Below are 24,404 nucleotides of genomic sequence, written 5' to 3' on the forward strand. Positions count from 1 at the left end.
CAAAAATAATGGATATATATGAGCCTGATGAATCCGGTTGTTGGTATCAGATCGTTTATTTTCCTTGTTCAGCACCTATATTTGTGATCGTGTCAATGTGTCGCTCTTTTATCTCCAGTCAAACTTGGCTGCGCATCAATGCCCCTTTCCCTTGCCTCCCCCGTCGGCAATCCCTTCGTCGCGTCCCCCCTGACAGCCCCCTTGCCAAATGGCGGCGAGTCGTTATCATCAGGGCTCACTTTTGACCCGAGGTTTTATTGCCCATCATGGACAATCCCCGAAGTAGCCCTTCGTCTTTTCCCATCAAAGCCTATCTGTACCTGCTCAACCAACGCCTCTGAAGCGATCGTCTCCGTCACCACGGCCACGCCGTGACCACGATTCACTGCATCTGTCTTCATTGAGGTCAATCACATGGAATTCTTGCTGGACCCGTCAATCTGGGTCGGTCTGCTTACCCTGATCATCCTGGAAATCGTTCTCGGGATAGACAACCTGGTCTTCATCGCCATCCTGGTGAAAAAACTGCCCCCCGCCCAGCGGGACAAGGCGCGCATCATCGGTCTCTCCCTGGCCCTGCTGATGCGCCTGGGACTGCTCACCATCATGTCATGGCTGGTCACCCTCACGGCTCCTCTGCTGCACATCTGGGATCACCCCTTCTCCGGTCGGGATCTCATCCTGATGGGAGGCGGCCTCTTCCTGCTGTTCAAGGCCACCTCCGAGCTGCATGAGCGACTCGAGGCCAAGCCCGAGGAGCAAGGCTGCACCGGCGTCTATGCCGGGTTCGGGGTGGTGATCGCCCAGATCCTGGTGCTGGATGCGGTCTTCTCCCTGGACTCCATCATCACCGCCGTCGGCATGGTGGATCACCTCGGCGTCATGATGGCGGCCGTGACCATCGCCATGGTAGTGATGGTGCTCGCCTCCAAGCCCCTGACCCGCTTCGTCAACGCCCACCCCACTGTGGTGGTGCTCTGCCTGAGCTTCCTCTTGATGATCGGCTTCAGCCTGGTGGCGGAGGGCTTCGGCTTCCACATTCCGAAGGGCTACCTCTACGCGGCCATCGGCTTCTCGGTGCTCATCGAGTTCTTCAACCAGCTCGCCCAGCGCAGTGCCCTGCTCCATGAGGCTCGCCAGCCCCTGCGCGAGCGCACCACCGCCGCCATCTTCAAGCTGATGGGGGGGAACAAGCGCTCAGCCCACCCGCAGGAGGACGAAGAAGAGGTGCAGGCTCAGCCCCTGCCCCCCGGTTTCGGTGAAGAGGAGCGTTACATGGTGAGCGGCGTGCTGTCGCTGGCCGAGCGTTCCATTCGCACCATCATGACCCCGCGCTCCGAGATGGAGTGGATCGACGTGAGCGACAGCGAGGACGAGATCCGCGCCCTGCTGCAACGGGCCCCCCACAGCCTGTTCCCGGTCTGTGACGGGAAGCTGGACGAGATCATCGGGGTGGTCAAGGCACGGGATCTGCTGTTTGCCCTCAACGAGGGGCAGTCCCTGGCAGCACTTGCCAGACAGAACGAGCCCGTCATCGTGCCCCAGACCATCAACGTGATCCGGCTGCTGGCGGAGCTGCGCCAGGCCAGGGGCAGCCTCATCCTAGTGGCGGACGAGTTTGGCGTCATCCAGGGACTGGTCACCAACCACGATCTGCTGGAGGCCATCGTCGGCGAACTGCCGGACGAGGACGAGACCCCCGATGTGGTGCGCGAGGGCGAGCACTGGCTCATCCACGGCACCACCAACATCCATCAGGTGGAGCAGGCCCTGAACTGCGACGGTCTGGTGAGCGAGAGCGACGAGTACGTGACCCTGGCGGGCATGTTGCTCTCCCACTTCGGCAGCCTGCCAGACGTCGGTCAGCAGTTGCACCTCGGCCAGTTCCGCTTCGAGGTCATGGCCGTGAGCGAGCGGCGCATCGAGCGAGTACGGGTTACCCCACTCTCCCCTTGATCATCGGCGGCAATCACAGCAAGAGAGGGCCCTTGGCCCTCTTTTTTCTGGCGCGAACCAGGCCCCTCCCGGGCCATTGCTGCGATAACGGCAATTCTCTTCTGCAATACCCCCTCTTTTTCACAATAACAATCCCCTCTAGAGTCACCTCACTCCCAAAGATTGAGGAATCCATCATGCACCACGATCCCCTGTTCTGCCCCCTTCGCCTCGGCCAGCTGCACCTTGCCAACCGCATCGTCATGCCCCCCATGACCCGCTCCCGCGCCAGCCAGCCCGGGGACGTGGCCAACGCCATGATGGCGACCTACTACGCCCAGCGTGCCGGGGCCGGCCTCATCATCAGCGAAGGCACCCAGATAGATCCCCTGGGCAAGGGCTACGCCTGGACGCCGGGCATCCACAGCGCCGAGCAGGTGGCAGGCTGGAAGCAGGTAACCAATGCCGTCCACGCCGAGGGGGGCATCATGTTCGCCCAGCTCTGGCACGTGGGCCGGGTCACCCATCCTGACAACATCGGCGGCGCCCAGCCCCTCTCCTCCTCCGCCATCCAGGCCAAGGGAGTGAAGGTATTCGTCGACAACGGCAGCGATGCCCCGGGGTTTGTGGAGACCGTCACCCCGCGCGCCATGACCCAGGCCGACATCGACGCCGTGGTGGGGCAGTTTCGCCAGGCTGCCCGCAACGCCATGGAGGCGGGCTTTGACGGCATCGAGTTGCACGCCGCCAACGGCTACCTCATCAACCAGTTCCTCGACTCCGAGTCCAATACCCGCACCGACGGCTATGGCGGTTCGCTCGAAAACCGGCTGCGCTTCCTGAAAGAGGTGACCGAGGCGGTCTGTGACGAGATCGGTCCCGACCGGGTCGGGGTACGCCTTGCGCCACTCACCACCCTCAACGGCACCGTGGATGCCAACCCCCAGGAGACCTATCTGGCCGCCGCGCGCTTGCTGGGCCAGCTCGGCGTGGTCTATCTGCACGTCGCCGAAGCGGACTGGGACGACGCCCCCCTGATGGCGGAGAGCTTCAAGCAGGGGCTGCGCGACGCCTTCCCCAACACCCTCATCTACGCCGGCAAATACGATGGGGAGCGCGCCCGCGCCGCCATCGAGGCGGGCTGGGCCGACATGATTGGCTTCGGTCGCCCCTTCGTGGCCAACCCCGACTTGCCGAACCGCCTGCGCCACGGCCATCCGTTCGCCCCCCATGATCCCGCCACCCTGTTTGGCGGCGGCGAGAAAGGGCTGACGGACTACCCCGTCTATGGGGCAGAGCGGGCATAAGGCGGCTGGCGCCGAACCTCTTCCCGGGCGGGCCCTCCAACAGGGGGCTCGCCTTGTTGTCTTGCCAGTGCAACAGCAGTTCAAGGCATTGTTACGCCATGTGAGTCAATCAAGGCACCCACCCCTCTCATCCAAGGAGTCACCATGACCCATACCCAGGCCTGGTGCTGGCACGCCCCCGGCGAACCGGACCAGCTCACCCTCACCCGGCAAGCGCTCCCCACCCCCGGGCCCGACGAGGTCCTCATAGCCAACCGGATCATCGCCTTCAATCCGGTGGACTGGAAACTCATCGAACAGGGTCATCCCCACTGGCAGCCAGGCCATGTGCCTGGCGTCGATGGCATGGGCACCCTGGTGGCACTGGGGGCCAATGTCACCCACCTGCGCCCCGGCACCCGGGTCGCCTATCACACCGACCTGCGCCACGGCGGCAGCTTTGCCCGCCACACCCTGGTGCCGGCTCGCGCCCTGATGCCGGTGCCCGATGCCCTGAGCGACGAGGCGGCCGCCGCGCTCCCCTGCCCCGGCCTCACCGCCTGGCAGGCACTGGCCAAGCTGCCTCACCTGCACGGGGAGGCCCTGCTCATCACTGGGGCTGGCAGCAGTGTCGGCCGCTTCGCGGTGCAACTTGCCCTCCAGAAGGGGGCCCGCGTCTTTGCCAGCGCCAGCCCGCGCCATCACCAGTGGCTCAAACAGCTAGGCGTGCAGGGGGTGGCGGACTATCGGGATCCCGACTGGCTGGCCCAGTTGCAGGCCGCCAACGGCGGTGAACCCTTCGAGGGGATCATCGATCTGGTCTCCAGCCAGCAGGCAGAAGCCTTGCTGCCTGCCCTTGGCTATTACGGCCACATGGTGACTGTGCTCGGGCGCATCGCGCGCAACCCGCTGCCCGCCTTTAGCCATTGCCACTCATTGCACGAGATTGCCCTCGGCGCCCAGCACGCCTTTGGCTCGGACAAACAGTGGAGCCGTCTGGTGGCGGCCGGTGTCGCCATGATGGCGCAGATGGCGAGCGGCGAGCTGACCCTGCCGCCGCTGGTGGTGGGCGACTTCGACGCCCTGCCCTCCCTTCTCACTCGCGTCAAGCAGGAGGGACAAGGGGAAAAGTATCTGGTGAGAGTGGATTGATACCCGCCCAACGATGGCACAAAGAGGCCCGCCATGGCGGGCCTCCTCCATTCAAGGTGTGCAAGGCGGCCTGCTCAGTGCAGGCTCACCCCGTGCAGGGCGGCATGGAGGCGAATGTCCCGGGTCAGACGCACCTTGTCCGCGAGGCTCAGCCAGCTCGCCTCCACGGCATTGAGACTGAGGCGGCACAGCTGCTCCTGGCTGGCGCCAAGCCCGTCGGCCAGGGCCTGGAAGTTGGCCCCCAGGTATCCCCCGAAATAGGCGGGATCGTCGGAGTTCACGGTGACGCAGAGCCCCTGCTCCAGCAGCCTCAGCACATTGTGCTGGGCCATCTGGTCAAACACCCTGAGCCGCACGTTGGAGAGGGGGCAGACGGTGAGGGGCAGCCGGGTGTCGGCAAGATAGCTCAGCAGCGCGGGATCCTCGACGCAGCGCACCCCGTGATCGATGCGTTGCACTCCGAGCTCCCGGATCGCCTGCCAGATGTAGTCAGCCGGCCCCTCCTCCCCCGCGTGGGCCACCACCGGCAGCCCCAGCTCGCGGCAGCGAGCGAAGACCCGGGCGAACTTGCTGGGCGGGTTGCCCTGCTCCCCCGAATCGAGGCCGACCCCGTGCAGGCGCGCCAGGTGCGGCGTGGCCTCTGCCAGGGTGGCGAATGCCGCCTCTTCACTCAGGTGGCGCAGGAAGCTCATGATGAGCCGCCAGCTGATGCCAAAGGCTGCTTCCCCAGCCTGCAACGCCCGCTCGATGCCCCCCAACACGGTGGCAAAGGGCACGCCGCGGGCGGTGTGGGTCTGGGGGTCGAAGAAGATCTCCACGTGCACCACGTGATCGGCAACGCAGCGCTCGAGATAGGCCCAGGTGAGGTCGAAGAAATCCTGTTCGTGGATGAGCACGCTGGCGCCGAGGTAGTAGAGATCGAGGAAGGATTGCAGGCCGTCGAACTCATAGGCGGCGCGCAGGCTGTCGACATCGGGCCAGGGCAGCGCCACCCCGTTGCGCTGACCGAGGGCGAACATCAGCTCGGGTTCGAGGGTCCCCTCGATATGCAGGTGCAGTTCCAGCTTGGGCAAGTCGGCAATAAAGTGCTCCATGATGACGGCTCCATCGTCAGACTCCGTGCGGGCACCACCGGGGCGGCGCCCTCCCTTCGCCTTCATTGTGCACCCATCTGGCCCACCGAGGGAGACTTGTCATCAAAGGGCCTTATAATGGCGGCACAAAAACCATAACCGATTGAAGAGACAAACAGAGGGATGCCCTGTCCCCGCTCTTGCGCCCTACAAGGAGATTTCATGAAGAAAAACGTCATCTGTGACATTGACGGCGTCATCCTGCACAACAACGATCTCATTCCCGGCGCCGACCGCTTCGTCCACCGCCTGCTGGAGCAGGGCAGCAAGCTCCTGTTCCTCACCAACTACCCGGCCCAGACCCAGAAAGATCTGCAAAACCGCTTCCGCTCCGCCGGAATAGAGGTGCCCGAGGAGTGCTTCTACACCTCCGCCATGGGCACCGCCGACTTTCTCAAGCGCCAGGATGGTAAGAAGGCCTATGTGATTGGCGAAGGGGCCCTGACCCACGAGCTCTACAAGGCCGGCTTCACCATCACCGATATCGACCCGGACTTCGTGGTGGTGGGGGAGACCCGCAACTACAACTGGACCATGATGCAGCAGGGCGCCAAGTTCGTGGATCAGGGGGCCCGCTTCATCGCCACCAACCCCGACACCCACGGCCCCCTGATGTACCCGGCCTGCGGCGCCCTGTGCGCCCCCATCGAGCGGATGACCGGCAAGAAGCCCTTCTATGTCGGCAAGCCGAGCGCCTGGATCATTCGCGCGGCCCTCAACCGGATGGAGGCCCACTCCGACGACACCATCATCATCGGCGACAACCTGCGCACCGACATCCTGGCAGGCTTCCAGGCCGGTCTCGAGACGGTGCTGGTGCTCTCCGGGGTGAGCAAGGTGGCGGACATCGACCGCATGCCGTTTCGACCGAACCACATCTTTGACTCCGTGGTGGACATCGACATCGTCTGATCCCGGGTGCCGCCCTTCCGGTAGCCTTCAGCCTGCACGGGCCCCCTTGGCAAAGGGGGCCCGTTTCGTTTAACGTAAGCGCAAAATCGTTAAACAAACTAAACGGGAGCAGGATGCTCCTTCGCCACTCAAGGACGCACCATGAAGAGCCTGAACGACTGGATCCTGCTGGACAAACACACTGTCTCCCCCACCCCGCTGATGCCGGCCCCCGAGCGCATCAGGGCCGGGACGCCGAGCCAGACGGCATGGAACCACTACTCCGACCCGAGCCAGCAGTTTCACGTGGGCTTCTGGGCTTGCGAGCCGGGCTGCTGGGCCGTTCACTATACCGAACACGAATACTGCCAGATGCTGGAAGGGGAGGCGGTGATCCACGACGAGCAGGGCGGCCGGCTGCACCTCAAACCGGGGGTTCAGTTCGTCATTCCCGCCGGTTTTGTCGGGCAGTGGGAGACCCTCACCCCTTGTCGCAAGCTCTATGTGATCTTCGAACCCGACGCGAGTTGACGCGCACGTCAACCCTGACCCTCTCTCTTCAGGCGGCCGGACGGCCGCCATCCCCTGCGCAACTTGACGCTTACGGCATGATTTTCTGCGGTTTTCCCGCTTGCAAAAGGGTTTTCCGCTAGGCATTGTGATTGGCGAGGAATGTAAATGGAATTTCGAGCCCAAACGTGGGGGGCTCATATAAAAATCAAGAGGATTACCGCCAATGTGTTCTATTTTCGGCATTCTGGACATCAAGACCGACGCCACTGCCCTGCGCAAATCGGCCCTGGAGATGTCCAAGCGACTGCGTCACCGCGGGCCTGACTGGTCCGGCGTCTACAGCTCCGACAAGGCCATCCTGGTGCACGAGCGCCTGGCCATCGTCGATCCGGGCAACGGCGCACAGCCTCTCTACAATCCCGAGCGCACGCACGTATTGGCCGTCAACGGCGAGATCTACAACCACAAGGAGCTGGAGAAGAACCTCAAGGTCGACTTCCAGTTCCAGACCCACTCCGACTGTGAAGTGCTGCTGGCCCTCTACAAGGAGAAGGGCCCGGCGTTCCTGGACGATCTGAACGGCATCTTCGCCTTCATCCTCTATGACGCCGAGCAGGATGCCTACCTGATTGGTCGCGACCACATGGGGATCATCCCCCTCTATACCGGCCGCGACGAACACGGCAACTTCTATGTCGCCTCCGAGATGAAGGCCCTGGTGCCGGTCTGCAAGAGCGTCGAGACCTTCCCGCCGGGACACTACCTGTGGAGCAAGGATGGCGAGCTTAAACAGTGGTATAAACGGGACTGGATGGAGTACGCGCCGGTCGAGCACAACGTCAGCGACAAGGCCGAGCTCAAAGCGGCCCTGGAAGCGGCGGTCAAGCGCCAGCTGATGTGCGACGTGCCCTACGGCGTGCTGCTCTCCGGTGGTCTGGATTCGTCCGTCATCTCCGCCATCACCAAGCTCTATGCCGCCCGCCGGGTGGAAGACGATGGCAAGAGCGAAGCCTGGTGGCCCCAGCTGCACTCCTTCGCCGTCGGCCTGGAAGGGTCGCCGGATCTCGCTGCCGCCCGCAAGGTGGCCGATCACCTCGGCACCATCCACCACCAGATCCACTTCACCGTGCAGGAAGGGCTGGATGCCCTGCGGGACGTCATCTATCACCTCGAGACCTATGACGTCACCACCATCCGCGCCTCCACGCCCATGTATCTGATGGCCCGCTACATCAAGGCGATGGGGATCAAGATGGTGCTCTCCGGCGAAGGCTCCGACGAGCTGTTCGGCGGCTACCTCTACTTCCACAAGGCCCCCAACGCCCGCGAGTTCCACGAAGAGAACGTGCGCAAGCTCGCCTCCCTGCACCTCTATGACTGCCTGCGGGCCAACAAGTCCATGGCCGCCTGGGGCGTGGAAGGCCGCGTGCCCTTCCTCGACAAGGAGTTCATGGACGTGGCGATGCGCCTCAATCCCGCCGACAAGATGTGCGGCAAGGGCAAGATCGAGAAGCACATCCTGCGGGAAGCCTTCGAGGATCTGCTCCCCCACGAAGTGGCGTGGCGCCAGAAGGAGCAGTTCTCCGACGGCGTAGGCTACTCCTGGATTGACAGCCTGAAAGCCATGGTCGAGGAAGAGGTGACGGATCAGATGTTCGAGGCGGCCGCCTTCCGCTTCCCCGTCAACACCCCGCTCACCAAGGAGGCGTACTACTACCGCGCCATCTTCGACGAGCACTTCCCGCTGGAGTCCGCCGCCCGCACCGTGCCCTACGGCAAGTCGGTCGCCTGCTCCACCCCGACCGCGCTCGAATGGGATGCCAAGTTCAAGGAGATGGCCGATCCCTCCGGTCGCGCCGTGATGGACGTCCACCAGCAGGGTTACTGATCGCCCCTGACCTGAATACAAAGCCCCTCTCGAGGGGCTTTGTTGTTTTCTGCCATTCCATTGCCGCTTTTTGCCTTCCCCTTCCCTGTTTGCGGCTTGGCGCAGGAAACGCCTCGTGTCACATTGTCTGCGCCTGGAAGCAAAGATAACGACACAAGGAAGAGACCATGAAACGACTGTTACTGCCCCTGATACTGGGCACCCTCCTTTTCAATGGCGCCGCCTGCGCGGGCGACCACCTCTGGAGTCAGAGCCTGCCCGATTACAGCCAGGGTTATGACGAGACGCGGGATCCGGCCCGCGATCTCGCCGCCGCTACCGCCAAGGCCAGTGCCGAGGGCAAGAAAGTCCTGTTGCTGGTGGGGGGCGAATGGTGCAGTTGGTGCCAGGAGATGAACCGCTTTCTGGACCGGGAACCCGATCTCGCCGGCCAGCTCAACCGCACCTTCGTGGTGGTCAAGGTGAACGTCAGCGAGCAGAACAAGAATGAATCCTTCCTGAAAGACTATCCCGAGTATCTGGGGGTCCCCCACTTCTACGTGCTGGATGCCAAAGGCAGGCTGCTCGAGTCCTTCAACACCGGGCTGCTGGAGAAGGGGAAGAGTTACGACGGGGAGAAACTCGGCAAATTTATCGCCTATTTCCAGCCCAGGACCACCCACGGCTGACTCGCCAGTCAATCAAACAGGGCCCCGCACGGTCAGTGACAGTACAGGGCCTTGATGGAAGCGCAAACAGGGAAGTGGCATGTCTGCGACAAACAGGCCATCCATCACCCCGGACAAGGACGAAAAAGATGTTGCGAATACTGGGCAAGGCGTCGTCAATCAATGTGCGCAAGGTACTGTGGACCTGTGCTGAGCTGACCCTCCCGTTCGAGCTGGAGGAGTGGGGATCCGGCTTCAAACCCACGGACACCCCGGCGTTTCTGGCGCTCAACCCCAATGCCATGGTGCCCGTCATTCAGGATGAGGATTTTACGCTGTGGGAGTCGAACACCATCATCCGCTACCTGGCGACGCGCCATGGTGCCAATGCACTCTATCCCGCCGAGGCGAGAGCCAGGGCTCGGGTCGATCAATGGATTGACTGGCAGGCATCGGACTTGAACAGCGCCTGGCGCTACGCCTTCCTGTCGCTGGTGAGGCGCTCCCCCCAGCATCAAGACCATCAGGCCCTTCACGCAGCTTGCCTGCAGTGGTCTCACTGCATGGAGATCCTGGAGAGACAGCTTCAAACAACCGGAGGATATGTGGCCGGTCCGCACTTCTCGCTGGCAGACATTCCCATCGGGCTGTCAGTCAACCGCTGGCTGGAGACGCCCTATGATCGCCCGTCGCTACCCGCCGTGGACGACTACTACCAGCGACTGAAAGAGCGGCCGGGGTTTCGACGCTATGGGGCCAATGGCACGCCCTGAGGCGAGCAAGATAACCCGGGCAAGGAAAGAGATGGCAGACCGGGCCAACGCGCTGGCCCGGTCTGCACAGCTTCAGGGCTGGGCATCCGGCTGATTGGCGGGGGCCGCCTTGATAAAGGCCTGCAACTGCTCGCAGTTGGCGACGATGCGCGCAATGGTGGGGTAGTCATCCAGGGTCATGTCGAAGCGGCGGGCGTTGTAGACCTGGGGCACCAGCATGCAGTCCGCCAGGGTGACCTCGTTGCCCACGCAATAGATGCCGGCGGTGGTCATGAGAAGCTGCTCCAGCGCGGTGAAGGTCTCGTCTATCCAGTGGCGATACCAGGCATCCCGCGCCATCTTGCTCTGCCCCAACTCCTGCTCCAGGTAGTGCAGCACGCGCAGGTTGTTGAGGGGGTGGGTGTCACAGGCGATCATGTTGACTATCTGGCGCACCCGGGCACGTTCGATGGGCGCGGAGGGCATCAGGGGGTAGGCGGGATAGGTCTCGTCGAGGTACTCCATGATGGCCACCGACTGACCCAGATGCACGTCATCGTCCACGAGAAACGGCACCAGTCCCTGGGGATTGACCCGGCGGTAGGCCTTCTCCTTCTGCTCACCCTGCCGCAAGTTGACCGGGTGCTGCTCATAATCGAGCCCCTTGAGTTGCAGTACCAAACGCACGCGAAAGCTGGCCGATGAGCGCCAATATCCAAACAACTGCAGCATAGTGTGTCCCTGTGGTGGCAGGTGTCTGCCACCTGCCGTGTCGCCCGCCCCTCCAGGGGTCGGGCTCTCCTAGCTCGCCCGCTCGGCCGTTGCTTGCGTGACCCGCTGCAAAATGGTGCCAAACAGACTCATCCCGTTGCGATCCTGCATCGCGATGGACACTGTATCACCAAAGCGCAGAAAGGGTGTAGTGGCTTGACCTGACTCGATAATTTCCAGCATCCGCCGCTCGGCAAGGCAGGAGGATCCCCGGCTTCTGTCGTAGTTGGAGACGGTGCCCGAGCCGATGATGCAACCCGCCCCAAGCGGCCTTGTCTTGGCGGCATGGGCAATCAGCTCATCAAAGTTGAAGGTCATGTCCACCCCGGCGTCGGGTTGCCCGAACAGGGCGCCGTTGAGGTGGGTCACCAGGGGCAGGTGGACCTTGCCATCGCGCCAGTCATCCCCCAGCTCGTCCGGGGTGATAGCCACCGGCGAGAAGCTGCTGGAGGGCTTGGACTGGAAGAAGCCAAAGCCCTTGGCAAGCTCCCCGGGAATGAGGTTGCGCAGGCTCACGTCGTTGACCAGCATCAAGAGCTTGATGTGGCTCGCCGCCCCCTGCGAACGGGTGCCCATGGGCACGTCGTCGGTGATGACGGCGACTTCCGACTCGAAGTCGATCCCCCACTCCTCGGAGCCCATCACGATGGGGCCACGGGGCGGCAGGAAGCTGTCAGAGCCTCCCTGATACATCAGGGGATCGTGCCAGAAGCTTTCTGGCATGTCGGCGCCGCGCGCCTTGCGCACCAGCTCCACGTGATTGACGTAGGCACTGCCGTCAATCCACTGGTAGGCGCGGGGCAGCGGGGAGAGGCACGCCTCCTCATCGAAGGGGAAGGCGTCGGGGCAGGCGCCCTCGTTGAGTCGCTGATAAACCTTCGCCAATTGCGGCGCCACTTCTCCCCACTGGTCGAGGGCCGACTGCAGGGTCGGGGCGATGGTCGTCACATGGACGGCGCGCGCCAGATCGCGGCTCACCACCACCAGGGCGCCGTCGCGCTTGCCATTGTTCAGGGTTGCCAGTTTCATATCGAATTCCTTATTTGCCGAGCGTCTCTGGACGCTGCCAGCTGGTGACATAACCGGGGTGTTCGACCCCTTCGCAGATCGGGCCGACGGCCAGGGCATCCCGGGTGTCGAGCATCACCGCCACCTCGTCGGTGAAGGTCTTGGCATGGGCCTGCCCTGCCGCAAAGGCCTTGGGATGGGGACCATGGGTGAAGCCGGCAGGGTGGAAGGTGACCATGCCCCGCTTGATGTTGTCCCGGCTGAAGAAGTCCCCGGCGTGGTAGAATAGCACTTCGTCGAAGTCGTCGTTGCTGTGGTAGAAGGGCACCCGCAGGGCGCCTGGGTCACTCTCGATGGGACGCGGCACGAAGGTGCAGACCACGAACCGGCTCGCCACGAAGGTGGTGTGGGCCGAGGGAGGCAGGTGGTAGCGGTGGCTCATCAGCGGGCGGATATCCCGCCAGTTGAGGCGCACCACGCACAAGTCCCCGTGCCACCCTTGTGCATCCAGCGGGTTGAACGGCCAGGTGACGACCGAGACCTGATCGTGGCGCTTGATCTGCAGCGACCAGGGGTTTTCATCCTGCTGGGCAAGGAAGCGCTCGTTGATGGCGGGCACGTCCAGGGCCGCCGGATCGAAGATGGCGTGATTGCCCACCAGTCCCTTGTCCGGCAGCTGATAACTGTCTTCCGTCGCCTCTATCATCAGGATGAAGAGGGGCGCGGTGGGCTCGATGCGCCACATGGTGCCACGGGGGATCACCACATAGTCGCCATCTCTCAAGATGAGGTGTCCGTAGTCGCAGTAGAACTCTCCGCTCCCCTCGTGAATGAACAGGAGCTCGTCGCCATCGGCGTTGCGCACCAGAAACGGCATGGGCTCATGCAGGCGCCAGATGCGGTAGCGGCAGTGGGGGTTGCTGAGAATATCCGGCATCACCCAGGGGGAGAGGGAGCTCACCTCCTCCTGCAGATCGTTCAAGTCAAACGCCCGTGGCCGAAGCGGCCCCTCCCAGTTGACCCAGTCGGTGGGAGCATGCTTGTGGTGCATGTGGGTGGCCGGACCGAAGAAGCCCGAGCGCCCCAGCTCGCGCTCATAGATGGCCTGCTCCGGCAGATCGGCATGGGCCTGGCGGGAGTGGGTTCCCTCCCGATGGGGGAAGCTTATCCAGTTACGCATCGCTCGGTTCTCCGTTTTTCTGGCCCTGCGCGGCACTGTTCACCTCCCCTTGCGTGGATCCGTCCAGCACGCCACGGCGGATCTGATCCAGCTCGATAGATTCGAACAATGCCTGGAAGTTGCCCTCACCAAAGCCCTCGTTGCCCTTGCGCTGGATGATCTCGAAGAACACGGGCCCGATGACGGTGTCCGTGAAGATCTGCAGCAGGATGCCGTCCTTCGTCGGCGAGCCGTCGATGAGGATGCGCAGCGCCTTCAGCGCGGCCAGATCCTCCTGATGACCCGCGACCCGGCTGTCCACCTTCTCGTAGTAGGTGTCCGGCGTCGGCATGAAGCCGGTTCCCCGCCCTCTGAGCGTGCGGATGGTGTGATAGATGTCGGCAGAGGCGAGCGCGATGTGCTGGATCCCCTCCCCCTTGTACTGGCGCAGGTACTCCTCTATCTGGGACTTGTCGTCCGCCGACTCGTTGATGGGGATGCGAATTTTGCCGCAAGGGGCCGTCATGGCGCGCGAGTGCAGTCCTGTCAGCTTGCCCTCGATGTCGAAGTAGCGGATTTCCCGGAAGTTGCCGATCCGCTCGTAGAAATTCGACCAGAGGTTCATATTGCCGCGATGGACGTTGTGGGTCAGGTGGTCGATCTCATAGAGCCCTGCGTCCACCTCGGCCATGCGGGCCTGCCAGTCGGGGTAGAAGATAAAGTCCACGTCATAGATGGAGCCGCGCTCGCCATAGCGATCGACAAAGGAGAGGGTACTCTCGCCGATGCCGTAGATGGCGGGGATGTTGAGTTCCATGGGGCCGATTTTGCCCACAAACGGCTTGGCCCCCTGGCCAATGGCGTACTGCTGGGCACGGCCGGCATCGCTCACCCGAAACGCCATGCCGCACACGCTCGGACCATGGGCCCGGGCAAACTCCTCCGCCTGGGAGTGGGGCTCGGCATTGACCACGAAGTTGATGTCCCCCTGGCGATAGAGCCAGCACTGCTTGTGCCTGTGCTTGGCCACTTCGGCAAAGCCCAGTGAGACGAACAACGCCTTGAGGGCCGCAATGCCCTTGAGATCCGGCGCCGTGTACTCGACGAACTCAAACCCGTCGGTGCCAAGGGGGTTGATGGTGTGAGTACGGGAAGAAGGGGTGGTCATGATGCGCTCCTTGCGATGAACTGATAACGAAACGGGTCACGCCGCAAGGGCTCGACAGGCAGCCCGCACGGCATTGTTAACAACTTGTTTCATTAGAGTGGCGGGCGCAGGGAATGAGAAGGGGCGGCGTTCAGATAGTTTGGCGGGAATCCGCGCCAAAGAATGTAAATGAAATGTGACATCACAGCCCCAGCCTTGCACTGCGCTCGTTAGCGTCCCGCAAGGCTGTCAGCTTTGCCTTACAACGACCAATAACAGGGTTCGATATGGGGCAGTACCGCCCTCATCTTCCACAATCGAGTCCTTGTGGGGTTGATGAGCCAGGCCTGCTCCCCCAACGCCAGCAGGGGCAGATCGTGCAGGCTGTCACTCAGGGTGAGTGCGGCCTCCAGGGTCAGGAGCTCAGGCAGCAGCTTGTGCCTGCCATGGCAATAGAAGCGCGGCACCAGGCCGCCGAAACGGTAACCCATCCGCGAGCCGATGATGCGGTGAGGGAGCCTTGGCAGTTGACGATGGAGCTGGGCACGGACCAGGGCGCGGGGACTGGCGGAGATGACCCAGCAGCGGTGCCCCTCCCCCGTCAGGAGGGCTCGCGCCTCCCGATACAGACCGGGCCGGGTCAGGCTGTACTGCCGTACCAGGGCGCGCCAGGCCAGGGGGGATAGCCCGAGGGTGATGGCCCACCAGATGAGTGCAATGCCGCGACTGCGCTGACCTGGCAGCAGATAGATCACGGCACCGAACGCCATCAGTGGCCACAGCAGCAGCGGCCAGATACGGCGGCGCAAGATGAAACGCAGCAACCCCGCATGGCTGTCATCCGGCGCTAGGGTGTCATCGAAGTCGGCCAGGATCCAGCCGTGGGCTGGGACTCTCGCGGTTGCTGCGCTCATTCGGTGATCTCTGCGATGGCGGCATGCAACTCGGGCAGGAGGAACAGCGCTCCTTCATCGGGCGGACAAACGAGATCGAAGCTCTCACCTGCCAGGGTGAAGGCGAGGCGCCAGGCGTGCAGATAACCGCGATCCGCCGCCGTGCCGCCGTAACGCTCATCTCCGAGGATGGGGGCTCCCACGCTCTTCAAGGCCACCCGGATCTGGTGGGTCTTGCCGGTCCGGGGCTTGATACGATAAAGGCGCAGCCCCTCGCGCACCGAAACGGAGTCGAACCAGCTAATGGCCGGGTTATCCTGGGTGCGGCTCAGCATCCAGCTGCCGCCTCGCCCTTTCTCCATGTCACCCTTCACCCAGCCCTGCTTCTTCTTCGGCTTGCGATCGGAGAGTGCCAGATACTGCTTGCTCACTTCCCGCGCCGCAAAAGCCATGCTGAGGGCGCGATTCGCTTCGGCGGTGCGGGCCAGCAGCACCAGCCCAGAGGTCATCTTGTCCAGTCGATGGACCGGATAGAGGTCAAGACCGGTATCCATTCTGACCCGATTGACGAGACCCGGCTCGCCGGCATCATCGTGCATGCCAATGCCCGGACGCTTGTTGATCACCATGAAATCTTTGTGCTGCAATTGTATCCGGTACATGTATAACCCTTTAGAATGTTATTTGTTAACAACTTGAATGCAGGCCTGCAGGCCATCTTCATGGACCCTCAGCACAAGAATCGCACGAATGAAAAAATGCCTGTTTTGGCTGTTGTTGCTTGGCATCACTTGCTTCTCGCCCCTCCAGGCCAGTGAACGGACACGTGATCTGCCGGAGAAGGTGGTATTGCAGTTGCGCTGGCTGCATCAGCCCCAGTTTGTGGGCTATCACATGGCCAAGGCCAAGGGGTATTACGCCGACGCTGGTCTGGATGTCGAGATAAGGCCAGGTGGCAAGGGAATAAGTCCGGTTCAGGAGGTGCTGGCCGGACGCGCCGACTTTGGCGTCGGCAACACCGAGGTGCTGACCCACTACGCCCAGGGCAAGCCGCTGCTGGCGCTGGCCAGCGTCTACCAGCACTCTCCCTCCATCTTCCTGGCACGCCGCGACAGCGGCATTCTCACCGTTGCGGACATGCGTGGCAAACGGATCATGATGTTTCCGGGTCATCAGGATGCCGAACTGCTGGCCACCCTCTACTATCAGGGGCTTCACGAGCGCCAGCTCATCCCGGTCCCCACTTCGGTCAACATCGACGATCTGATCGCCGGCCGGATAGACATCTTCAACGCCTATCTGAGCAATGAGCCCTTCTATCTGGAAGAGCGCGGCATCTCGGTGTCCGTCATCAACCCTCGCAACTACGGCATCGATTTCTACAGCGACATTCTCTTCACCACCCAGGCACAGGAGCGGCTCAATCCGGAGCGGGTGGCACGTTTTCGTGCAGCCAGCCTCAAGGGATGGCGCTATGCCCTCACCCACCCCGAGGAAGCCATCGCCCTGCTGCGCACAGAGTATGGCGTCAACCGCAGTCAGGCCCACATGGAATACGAGTTGCAGATGAGCAAGGAGATGATCCAGCCGCTCTATGTGGAGATCGGGTATATGAATCCGGATCGCTTCGCTCACATCATGCAGCAGCTGGTGGAGATAGGCCTCCTTGCCAAACCGGTCTCCCTGACCCGTTTTCTCTATCAGGTTCCCTCAGAACAGTGGAGCTTCTGGCGTCCATGGTTCCTGCTGAGCCTGGGGGTTGGTGGTCTCATCCTGCTGCTCTCCCTCTATCTTCTGATGAGCAACAAGCGGCTCAACCAGGAAGTGGCCCTGCGCAAACAGCGAGAGCAGGAGATACTGCAACTGGCCCGCCTCGATCCCCTTACCGGGCTGCCCAATCGCCTGAGCCTGATGGAGCAGTTGAAACACCAGGTGCAAAGCGACAATCCGGGCTGCCTGCTGTTTTGCGATCTCAATGACTTCAAGCGCATCAACGACAACTTCGGCCACAGCCAGGGGGATGCCATCCTCTGCCAGCTGGCCCGACGGATCCACGACGCCATCGGCCACCAGTGCTATTTTGCCCGCTTGGCGGGGGACGAGTTCATCCTGCTGCTGCCGGGCTACGATATCCGTCAGGCAGAGGAGGTCACCGCCGTGATCCGCCAGGCCATGCAGGCCCCCTTCGTGGTCAATGACCAGCCGATGCAGGTGGGCATCAGCATCGGCGTCAGCCACTACCAGCATGACTGGAGCCCGGAGCAGTGGCTCATCCAAGCCGACAGGGCCATGTATTGTGACAAGGGCGGCCGCGTCATCACGCTGGCGGAGCAGTCCGGCTGACTGGTTCATCTCCCGGCACACAGAGCCGATACCCCCATGAAACCAATAAACAGGAAGGCCACCCCAGGGGTGGCCTTCCTGCATTGCATGAGTCTGACCGCTCTTACCCGAAGGTCTGCCCCAGGGATTTTAGCTGGCGAGCCTTGGTGAGCAGGATGTCGCTCGAAGCGTCCATGTCCTGCATCTTGTTGCTGTTGGTGTGGGAGTGCTGGGAGATGGCGTTGACGTTGCGGCTGATGTCCTCCACCACCGCCTGCTGCTCCTCTGCCGCCGTCGAGATCTGGGCCGAGAGGTCCACCACCCGTTCTATTTCCGCCAGCACCTGATGCAGGCTCTCTGATCCCTTGCGGGTCAGGGTCACGCAGGATTGGGTCTGTTGCAGGTTCTGCTGCATCATTCCCTTCCAGCCGTTCAGGGTACGCTGGATCTGGCCTATGCTGCTCTGGATCTGCTCGGTCGCCTTGTGGGTGCGCGTGGAGAGGGTTCGCACCTCGTCCGCCACCACCGCAAAGCCTCGCCCCTGCTCCCCTGCCCGCGCCGCCTCGATGGCGGCGTTGAGCGCCAGCAGATTGGTCTGATCCGCAATGCCCTGGATCTCGCTCATCAGCACACCGATGCGGTCCGACTCCTCCGCCAGTGCCACGGCGGCCGTGAAGGCATGCTCTGCCTGGGTGGCCAGCTCCGTCACCCTGTGCTGGGTATCTTCCAGCTGCTGATCGGTGTGTTGGCAGTGCGCCTTGGCCTGGGCTATCTGGTTATCCGTCTCAAGGATATTGCGGGCAATCTCGTGGGCTGTCGCCGCCATCTCGGTGATGGCAGTCGCCACCTGCTGGGTCTGGACATCCTGTTCGGCGATGTCGGCGCTTGCCTCGCTGGAGGCTGTTTTCAGATGCACCGCGAGATCCTGCAGGGAGAGGGTCGCATCGTCCACTCGTCCAAGGACGGTGCGGATCCTGGCCTGCAACAGCTTGATGTGGAAGTCTGCAATGGCACTGGCATCCTCCCCCGAATAGATGAGCCGGGTCAGGCTGTCATATTCGTCCGCGAGCTGTCGCAGATAACGGGGGGTAGTGATGAGGGTGTCACGATAGATCAGGGCCAGCCACAAGAGAGGCAACAGGGTGAACAACGGCCCCCAGGGCCCCATCAGATAGCCCCCCCCCCGCCAGCATCAGCAAGACACCGACGATGGCCAGCCCGTGGCGCATCGGGCGCAGGCTCAATCCGCCCTTTCGCTCCCCCCGCTCCACGCTCTTCAATCTGGCATAGGTGCGCCCGGCCACGGCTTTCATCTCCGGCGCGGCGCGACTGCGGACCGACTGGTAGCCATTGATCCGCCCCTGCTCGAAGATAGGGGTGACATAGGCATCCACCCAATAGTAACGCCCATCCTTGCAGCGGTTTTTCACCATGCCGCGCCAGGGTTTGCCCTGCTTGAGCTTGCCCCAGAGGTCAGCAAAGGCGGCCTTGGGCATGTCCGGGTGGCGAACCATGTTGTGGTGCTGGCCGATGAGCTCGGCCCGGCTGTACCCCGCTACCCGGCAGAAGTGATCATTGGCGTAGGTGATCACACCCTGCAGGTCCGTAGTGGAGACCAGCTGTTCATTGGCAGGAAAATCCACCTCTTCGTCGATGAGATGAACCTGGCTTTTCTTCATGGCGCACACCCCTTGTTTGATCACCCACTGAGCGTAGCCAAACGCCTACGGGCAAGCAACGCAGAGACCCAGTCGGGGAGGATGGCTGAGACACAATTTGCATCCTGTTTGACGCCGCGCAAGATTTTGACCCCAAAAGCCCAGGTTTGGCCAAAAAACACTCGGCATTTTCCCAGGTTCACCGCTCTCCCACACGATGCATCACACCAAAAAATGGTTCCAACGAGTCTGTGGTACTGGCATTGCCAGGGGTCCGTCAGGGGAGAGCACACTTGATGCAACCTTGGACCTAAGCATAATTGACGTTAACGTAAACGTAGTGTGAGATGATACCGTTCACCCTACACATACAGCAGACAAGCACCCCATGAAAGGAGTCACCATGTCCAACCTCTCCCCCTCGGCCGGCAGGCGTTTTCGCACGGCCCTGGCCAACGAAAAGCCCCTGCAGATTGTCGGCACCATCAATGCCTACATGGCGCTAATGGCAGAGCGCAGCGGCTTCCAGGCCCTCTATCTCTCCGGCGCCGGGGTGGCGAACGCCTCCTATGGCCTGCCGGATCTCGGCATGACTTCCATGAATGACGTGCTCATCGACGCCGAACGCATCACGGCTGCCACCCAGGTGCCACTCCTGGTGGACATCGACACCGGCTGGGGGGGCGCCTTCAACATCGCCCGCACCATCCGCGCCTTCGAGCGCGGCGGTGTGGCCGCCGTCCACATGGAAGATCAGGTGGCCCAGAAGCGTTGCGGCCACAGGCCGAACAAGGCCGTGGTCAGCGTCACCGAGATGGTGGACAGGATCAAGGCCGCGGTGGATGCCCGCCAGGACGAGCACTTCGTCATCATGGCCCGCACCGACGCCCTGGCGGTGGAAGGACTGGGCTCGGCCCTGGAGCGGGCCGCCGCCTATGTGGAGGCGGGCGCCGACATGATCTTCGCCGAGGCGGTCACCGAGCTGGACCAGTACGATCGCTTCAGGCAGGCGGCCGGGGTGCCGATCCTCGCCAACATGACCGAGTTCGGCAAGACCGAGCTGTTTGACAAGGAGGCGCTCGCCGCCCACGGCGTGGACATGGTGCTCTACCCCCTGAGCGCCGCCCGCGCCGCCAACCAGGCCGCCCTCAATGTCTATCAGACGCTTCGCCGCGACGGCCACCAGCGCGCCGTGGTCGACACCATGCAGACCCGGGAGTCCCTCTACGATTTTCTCGGTTACCACCACTACGAGCAGACCCTGGACAGGCTGTTCACCCAGGACTTATCGACCAAGGAATAAGGCGGCGACCGGCCGCCTTATGCTGGCGGCTGGCGCATCAACGGACTGAATGAGGAAACATGTGATGAGCGCCCTGCCCGAAACCACCGGCTTCAAGCCGAAGAAATCCGTCGCCCTTTCCGGCACCGCCGCCGGCAATACCGCCCTGTGCACCGTGGGCCTCAGCGGCAACGATCTGCACTACCGTGGCTACGACATCCTGGACGTAGCCACCAGCTGCGAGTTTGAAGAGATAGCCCACCTGCTGGTGCACGGCCACCTGCCCAATGTGGCGGAGCTCGCCGCCTACAAGGCCAAGCTCAAGGCCCTGCGCGGCCTGCCCACCGGGGTCAGGACCGCCCTGGAGCAGTTGCCTCCCTCCGCCCACCCCATGGACGTGATGCGCACCGCCGTCTCCGTGCTGGGGTGCCTGTCGCCGGAGAAGGACGATCACAACCACCCAGGCGCCCGGGACATCGCCGACAAGCTGATGGCCTGTCTCGGCTCCGTGTTGCTCTACTGGTACCACTTCAGTCACAACGGTAAACGCATCCATGTGGAGACCGACGACGACTCCATCGGCGGCCACTTCCTGCACCTGCTGCACGGGCACAAGCCACGCGACTCCTGGGTTCGCGCCATGCACACCTCCCTCATCCTCTACGCCGAGCACGAGTTCAACGCCTCCACCTTCACCGGCCGCGTCATCGCCGGCACCGGCTCGGACATGTACTCCTGCATCACGGGAGCCATCGGTGCCCTGCGCGGGCCCAAGCACGGGGGCGCCAACGAGGTGGCTTTCGAGATCCAGAAGCGCTACGAGAACCCGGACGAGGCGGAGGCCGACATTCGCGCCCGCATCGAGAAGAAGGAGGTGGTCATCGGCTTCGGCCACCCGGTCTACACCGTCTCCGATCCCCGCAACAAGGTGATCAAGGAGGTGGCGCGCGAGCTCAGCCAGGAGCAGCACAACACCAAGATGTTCGACATCGCCGAGCGGCTGGAGTCCACCATGTGGGAGGCCAAGAAGATGTTCCCGAACCTCGACTGGTTCAGCGCCGTCAGCTACCACATGATGGGGGTGCCCACCGCCATGTTCACCCCGCTGTTCGTCATCGCCCGCACCTCAGGCTGGTCGGCCCATGTCATAGAGCAGCGCATCGACGGCAAGATCATCCGCCCGAGCGCCAACTACGTCGGCCCGGAGGATCTCCAGTTCGTGCCGCTCAAGGAGCGCAAGTGATGATCAACACGCAATATCGCAAGCCCCTGCCCGGCACACAGCTTGACTACTTCGACGCCCGGGAGGCGGTGAACGCCATCGCCCCCGGCGCCTGGGACAGGCTCTCCTACACCGCCCGCGTCCACGCCGAGAACCTGGTTCGCAAATGCGATCCGGCCATCCTCGGCGAGTGCCTCGGCCAGATAGTGCACAACAAGCGCGATCGCGACTTTCCCTGGTTCCCGGCGCGGGTGGTGTGTCACGACATCCTGGGGCAGACCGCCCTGGTGGATCTGGCGGGCCTTCGCGACGCCATCGCCGAGCAGGGTGGGGATCCCGCCCAGGTGAACCCCGTGGTGCCGGTGCAGCTCATCGTCGACCATTCCCTCGCCGTGGAGTGCGGCGGCTTTGACCCCCAGGCGTTCGAGAAGAACCGTGCCATCGAGGATCGCCGCAACGAGGATCGTTTCCACTTCATCGACTGGACCAAGCAGGCGTTCAAGAACATCGAGGTGATCCCGCCTGGCAACGGCATCATGCACCAGATCAACCTGGAGAAGATGTCCCCCGTCATCCACGCCGATCGCGGTCTGGCCTACCCGGATACCTGCGTCGGCACCGACAGCCACACCCCCCACGTGGATGCCCTCGGCGTCATCGCGGTGGGGGTGGGCGGGCTGGAAGCCGAGAACGTGATGCTGGGGCGCGCCTCCTGGATGCGGCTGCCTTCGATCGTCGGCGTGGAGCTCTCCGGCAAGCCGCAACCCGGCATCACCGCCACGGATCTGGTGCTGTCGCTCACCGAATTCCTGCGCCAGCAGAAGGTAGTCGGCGCCTACCTGGAGTTTCGTGGGGAGGGGGCCGCCGCCCTCACCCTCGGCGATCGGGCCACCATCTCCAACATGGCGCCGGAGTATGGCGCTACCGCGGCTATGTTCTTCATCGACCAGCAGACCATCGACTACCTCAAGCTCACTGGCCGTGACGACGAGCAGGTCAGGCTGGTGGAAACCTATGCCAGGGAGGCCGGTCTCTGGGCCGATGCCCTGGCGGGCGCCCAGTACGAGCGGGTGCTGCACTTTGACTTGTCGAGCGTGGTGCGCACCCTGGCGGGCCCCTCCAATCCCCACCGTCGCCTGCCGGTGACCGAACTTGCCACGCGGGGCATCGCGGTGGATCTGGACAAGGCTCGTGCCCAGGAGGCTGACGGCCTCTTGCCCGATGGCGCCGTCATCATCGCTGCCATCACCAGTTGCACCAACACCAGCAACCCGCGCAACGTGATTGCCGCAGGCCTGTTGGCCCGCAACGCCAACCGGCTCGGCCTCAGCCGCAAGCCCTGGGTCAAATCCTCCCTCGCCCCCGGCTCCAAGACAGTCGCCCTCTACTTGAAAGAGGCGGGACTGGACGAGGAACTTGAGCGGCTCGGCTTCGGCGTCGTGGCGTTTGCCTGCACCACCTGCAACGGCATGTCCGGTGCCCTGGATCCCGCCATCCAGCAGGAGATCATCGAGCGGGATCTCTACGCCACGGCGGTGCTCTCGGGCAACCGCAACTTCGACGGTCGCATCCATCCCTATGCCAAGCAGGCGTTTCTCGCCTCGCCCCCCCTGGTGGTGGCCTACGCCATCGCGGGCACCATCCGCTTCGACATTGAAAAAGATGTGCTGGGGGTGGTGGACGGCAAGGAAATTCGCCTCAAGGATATCTGGCCGTCTGATGAAGAGATCGACGCCGTGGTCAAGGCGTCGGTCAAGCCGTCCCAGTTCCGCCAGGTCTATATCCCCATGTTCACCCAGGAAGAGGATCAGGGTCCCAAGGTGACGCCCCTGTACGACTGGCGTGCGCAGAGCACCTATATCCGTCGCCCGCCTTACTGGGAGGGGGCACTGGCGGGCGAGCGCACCCTGCGCGGCATGCGGCCCCTGGCGCTGTTGCCGGACAACATCACCACAGACCACCTCTCCCCTTCCAACGCCATCCTGCCGGGCAGCGCCGCGGGGGAATACCTGGCGAAGATGGGCCTGCCGGAGGAGGACTTCAACTCCTACGCCACCCACCGCGGCGATCACCTGACCGCCCAGCGCGCCACCTTCGCCAACCCCCAGCTGGTCAACGAGATGGCGGTGGTGAACGGCGTGGTGCAGAAGGGGTCCCTCGCCCGCGTCGAGCCGGACGGCAAGGTGATGCGTATGTGGGAAGCCATCGAGACCTACATGGCACGCAAGCAGCCCCTCATCATCGTGGCCGGTGCCGACTACGGTCAGGGCTCGTCCCGGGACTGGGCGGCCAAGGGGGTGCGCCTTGCCGGGGTGGAGGTGATCGCAGCGGAAGGCTTCGAGCGCATTCACCGCACCAACCTCATCGGCATGGGGGTGCTGCCGCTCGAGTTCAAACCGGGCACCACCCGCCTCACGCTGGGCCTCGATGGCACCGAGACCTATGACGTGGTGGGGGAGCGCCAGCCGCGCACTGATCTCACCCTGGTGATCCGCCGTCGCAGCGGCGAAGTGATCCAGGTGCCCATGACCTGCCGCCTCGACACCGCCGAGGAGGTCTCGGTCTATGAGGCGGGCGGCGTGCTGCAACGCTTCGCCCAGGACTTCCTGGCGTCGACCGCGCAAAAGGCCGTGAGCTAAATCGCAACCCCGCTCCGCCCCTTTGAAAAAGGGGAAGGCATAAAGCACCCTCTCCCTTTGAGAGAGGGTTGGGGTGAGGGGAAATCCCCCTCATCCGCCCTTCGGG

The 24,404-nt window shown here is 63.1% G+C and carries 19 protein-coding genes and 1 pseudogene; 12 read left to right on the forward strand and 8 right to left on the reverse strand.

The annotated features are described in order from the left end of the window. Positions 1-414: 414 nt before the first annotated feature. The 3 genes from AB5Y70_RS01645 to AB5Y70_RS01655 all read left to right on the forward strand — a co-directional run bounded on the left by AB5Y70_RS01645 (position 415) and on the right by AB5Y70_RS01655 (position 4,373). Positions 415-1,956: a TerC family protein gene (locus AB5Y70_RS01645; RefSeq protein WP_368175909.1), complete on the forward strand. Its 1,542-nt coding sequence runs from the start codon at positions 415-417 to the stop codon at positions 1,954-1,956. Positions 1,957-2,132: 176 nt separating this feature from the next. After that, positions 2,133-3,242, forward strand: a complete 1,110-nt coding sequence (locus tag AB5Y70_RS01650) for an alkene reductase (protein ID WP_010675112.1) — start codon at positions 2,133-2,135, stop codon at positions 3,240-3,242. Positions 3,243-3,386: 144 nt separating this feature from the next. Then, positions 3,387-4,373 carry a zinc-binding dehydrogenase gene (locus tag AB5Y70_RS01655; RefSeq protein ID WP_010675113.1) on the forward strand — a complete coding sequence of 329 codons (987 nt, stop codon included), beginning with the start codon at positions 3,387-3,389 and terminating at the stop codon, positions 4,371-4,373. A 74-nt stretch (positions 4,374-4,447) separates the two neighbouring features. Here AB5Y70_RS01655 and AB5Y70_RS01660 read toward each other — a convergent pair whose 3' ends face one another. After that, positions 4,448-5,467 (reverse strand): adenosine deaminase, encoded by a 1,020-nt coding sequence (locus AB5Y70_RS01660; protein ID WP_010675114.1) that lies wholly within the window; start codon positions 5,465-5,467, stop codon positions 4,448-4,450. A 201-nt stretch (positions 5,468-5,668) separates the two neighbouring features. On the opposite strand from AB5Y70_RS01660, the gene AB5Y70_RS01665 reads away from it, so the two are divergent. From AB5Y70_RS01665 to AB5Y70_RS01685, 5 genes are all read left to right on the forward strand, one after another. Then, on the forward strand, positions 5,669-6,418 hold the full coding sequence (locus AB5Y70_RS01665) for an HAD-IIA family hydrolase (RefSeq protein WP_010675115.1): 750 nt from the start codon (positions 5,669-5,671) through the stop codon (positions 6,416-6,418). Between the two features lie 141 nt (positions 6,419-6,559). Continuing rightward, complete coding sequence (locus tag AB5Y70_RS01670; RefSeq protein WP_010675116.1) at positions 6,560-6,928, forward strand: cupin domain-containing protein; 369 nt, start codon at positions 6,560-6,562, stop codon at positions 6,926-6,928. Between the two features lie 205 nt (positions 6,929-7,133). Further along, the gene (gene asnB / locus AB5Y70_RS01675) at positions 7,134-8,798 is read left to right on the forward strand and encodes an asparagine synthase B (protein WP_010675117.1); all 1,665 of its coding nucleotides are present in this window, start codon (positions 7,134-7,136) and stop codon (positions 8,796-8,798) included. A gap of 167 nt (positions 8,799-8,965) precedes the next feature. Further along, positions 8,966-9,466 carry a thioredoxin family protein gene (locus AB5Y70_RS01680; protein ID WP_010675118.1) on the forward strand — a complete coding sequence of 167 codons (501 nt, stop codon included), beginning with the start codon at positions 8,966-8,968 and terminating at the stop codon, positions 9,464-9,466. A gap of 128 nt (positions 9,467-9,594) precedes the next feature. Next, a complete protein-coding gene (locus AB5Y70_RS01685) occupies positions 9,595-10,218 on the forward strand; it encodes a glutathione S-transferase family protein (protein WP_010675119.1) in 624 nt (207 codons plus the stop codon). Between the two features lie 72 nt (positions 10,219-10,290). On the opposite strand, the gene maiA is transcribed toward AB5Y70_RS01685, so the two are convergent. The 6 genes from maiA to AB5Y70_RS01715 all read right to left on the reverse strand — a co-directional run bounded on the left by maiA (position 10,291) and on the right by AB5Y70_RS01715 (position 15,837). Further along, a complete protein-coding gene (maiA, locus tag AB5Y70_RS01690) occupies positions 10,291-10,929 on the reverse strand; it encodes a maleylacetoacetate isomerase (protein ID WP_010675120.1) in 639 nt (212 codons plus the stop codon). A 69-nt stretch (positions 10,930-10,998) separates the two neighbouring features. After that, positions 10,999-11,997, reverse strand: coding sequence for a fumarylacetoacetate hydrolase family protein (locus AB5Y70_RS01695; protein ID WP_010675121.1), 999 nt, complete (start codon positions 11,995-11,997; stop codon positions 10,999-11,001). A 10-nt stretch (positions 11,998-12,007) separates the two neighbouring features. Continuing rightward, positions 12,008-13,156: a homogentisate 1,2-dioxygenase gene (locus tag AB5Y70_RS01700; protein ID WP_010675122.1), complete on the reverse strand. Its 1,149-nt coding sequence runs from the start codon at positions 13,154-13,156 to the stop codon at positions 12,008-12,010. Continuing rightward, positions 13,149-14,303, reverse strand: a complete 1,155-nt coding sequence (gene hppD / locus AB5Y70_RS01705) for a 4-hydroxyphenylpyruvate dioxygenase (protein WP_010675123.1) — start codon at positions 14,301-14,303, stop codon at positions 13,149-13,151. The genes AB5Y70_RS01700 and hppD overlap by 8 nt, the downstream gene beginning before the upstream one ends. A 239-nt stretch (positions 14,304-14,542) precedes the next feature. Then, positions 14,543-15,196 (reverse strand): HAD family hydrolase, encoded by a 654-nt coding sequence (locus tag AB5Y70_RS01710; RefSeq protein WP_010675124.1) that lies wholly within the window; start codon positions 15,194-15,196, stop codon positions 14,543-14,545. Then, entirely contained in the window at positions 15,193-15,837 is a 645-nt protein-coding gene (locus AB5Y70_RS01715; protein ID WP_029314720.1) for a TIGR01621 family pseudouridine synthase, read from the reverse strand. The genes AB5Y70_RS01710 and AB5Y70_RS01715 overlap by 4 nt, the downstream gene beginning before the upstream one ends. A gap of 88 nt (positions 15,838-15,925) precedes the next feature. Between AB5Y70_RS01715 and AB5Y70_RS01720 the strand changes: the two genes are divergently transcribed. Beyond that, complete coding sequence (locus AB5Y70_RS01720; protein WP_010675126.1) at positions 15,926-17,518, forward strand: GGDEF domain-containing protein; 1,593 nt, start codon at positions 15,926-15,928, stop codon at positions 17,516-17,518. 103 nt (positions 17,519-17,621) lie between these two features. On the opposite strand, the pseudogene AB5Y70_RS01725 reads toward AB5Y70_RS01720, so the two are convergent. Continuing rightward, positions 17,622-19,176, reverse strand: a pseudogene (locus AB5Y70_RS01725) (methyl-accepting chemotaxis protein). Positions 19,177-19,558: 382 nt separating this feature from the next. Here AB5Y70_RS01725 and prpB point away from each other — a divergent pair. The 3 genes from prpB (at position 19,559) to acnD (ending at position 24,298) form a co-directional block, all read left to right on the forward strand. Continuing rightward, a complete protein-coding gene (gene prpB, locus AB5Y70_RS01730) occupies positions 19,559-20,458 on the forward strand; it encodes a methylisocitrate lyase (RefSeq protein ID WP_010675127.1) in 900 nt (299 codons plus the stop codon). 64 nt (positions 20,459-20,522) lie between these two features. Next, positions 20,523-21,680, forward strand: a complete 1,158-nt coding sequence (gene prpC, locus AB5Y70_RS01735) for a 2-methylcitrate synthase (protein ID WP_010675128.1) — start codon at positions 20,523-20,525, stop codon at positions 21,678-21,680. Next, on the forward strand, positions 21,680-24,298 hold the full coding sequence (gene acnD / locus AB5Y70_RS01740; protein WP_368175910.1) for a Fe/S-dependent 2-methylisocitrate dehydratase AcnD: 2,619 nt from the start codon (positions 21,680-21,682) through the stop codon (positions 24,296-24,298). The genes prpC and acnD overlap by 1 nt, the downstream gene beginning before the upstream one ends. The last annotated feature ends 106 nt before the right edge of the window (positions 24,299-24,404 follow it).

Origin of the sequence: Aeromonas sp. s1(2024), from assembly GCF_040908005.1 — a bacterium.
GTDB lineage: Bacteria > Pseudomonadota > Gammaproteobacteria > Enterobacterales > Aeromonadaceae > Aeromonas > Aeromonas caviae.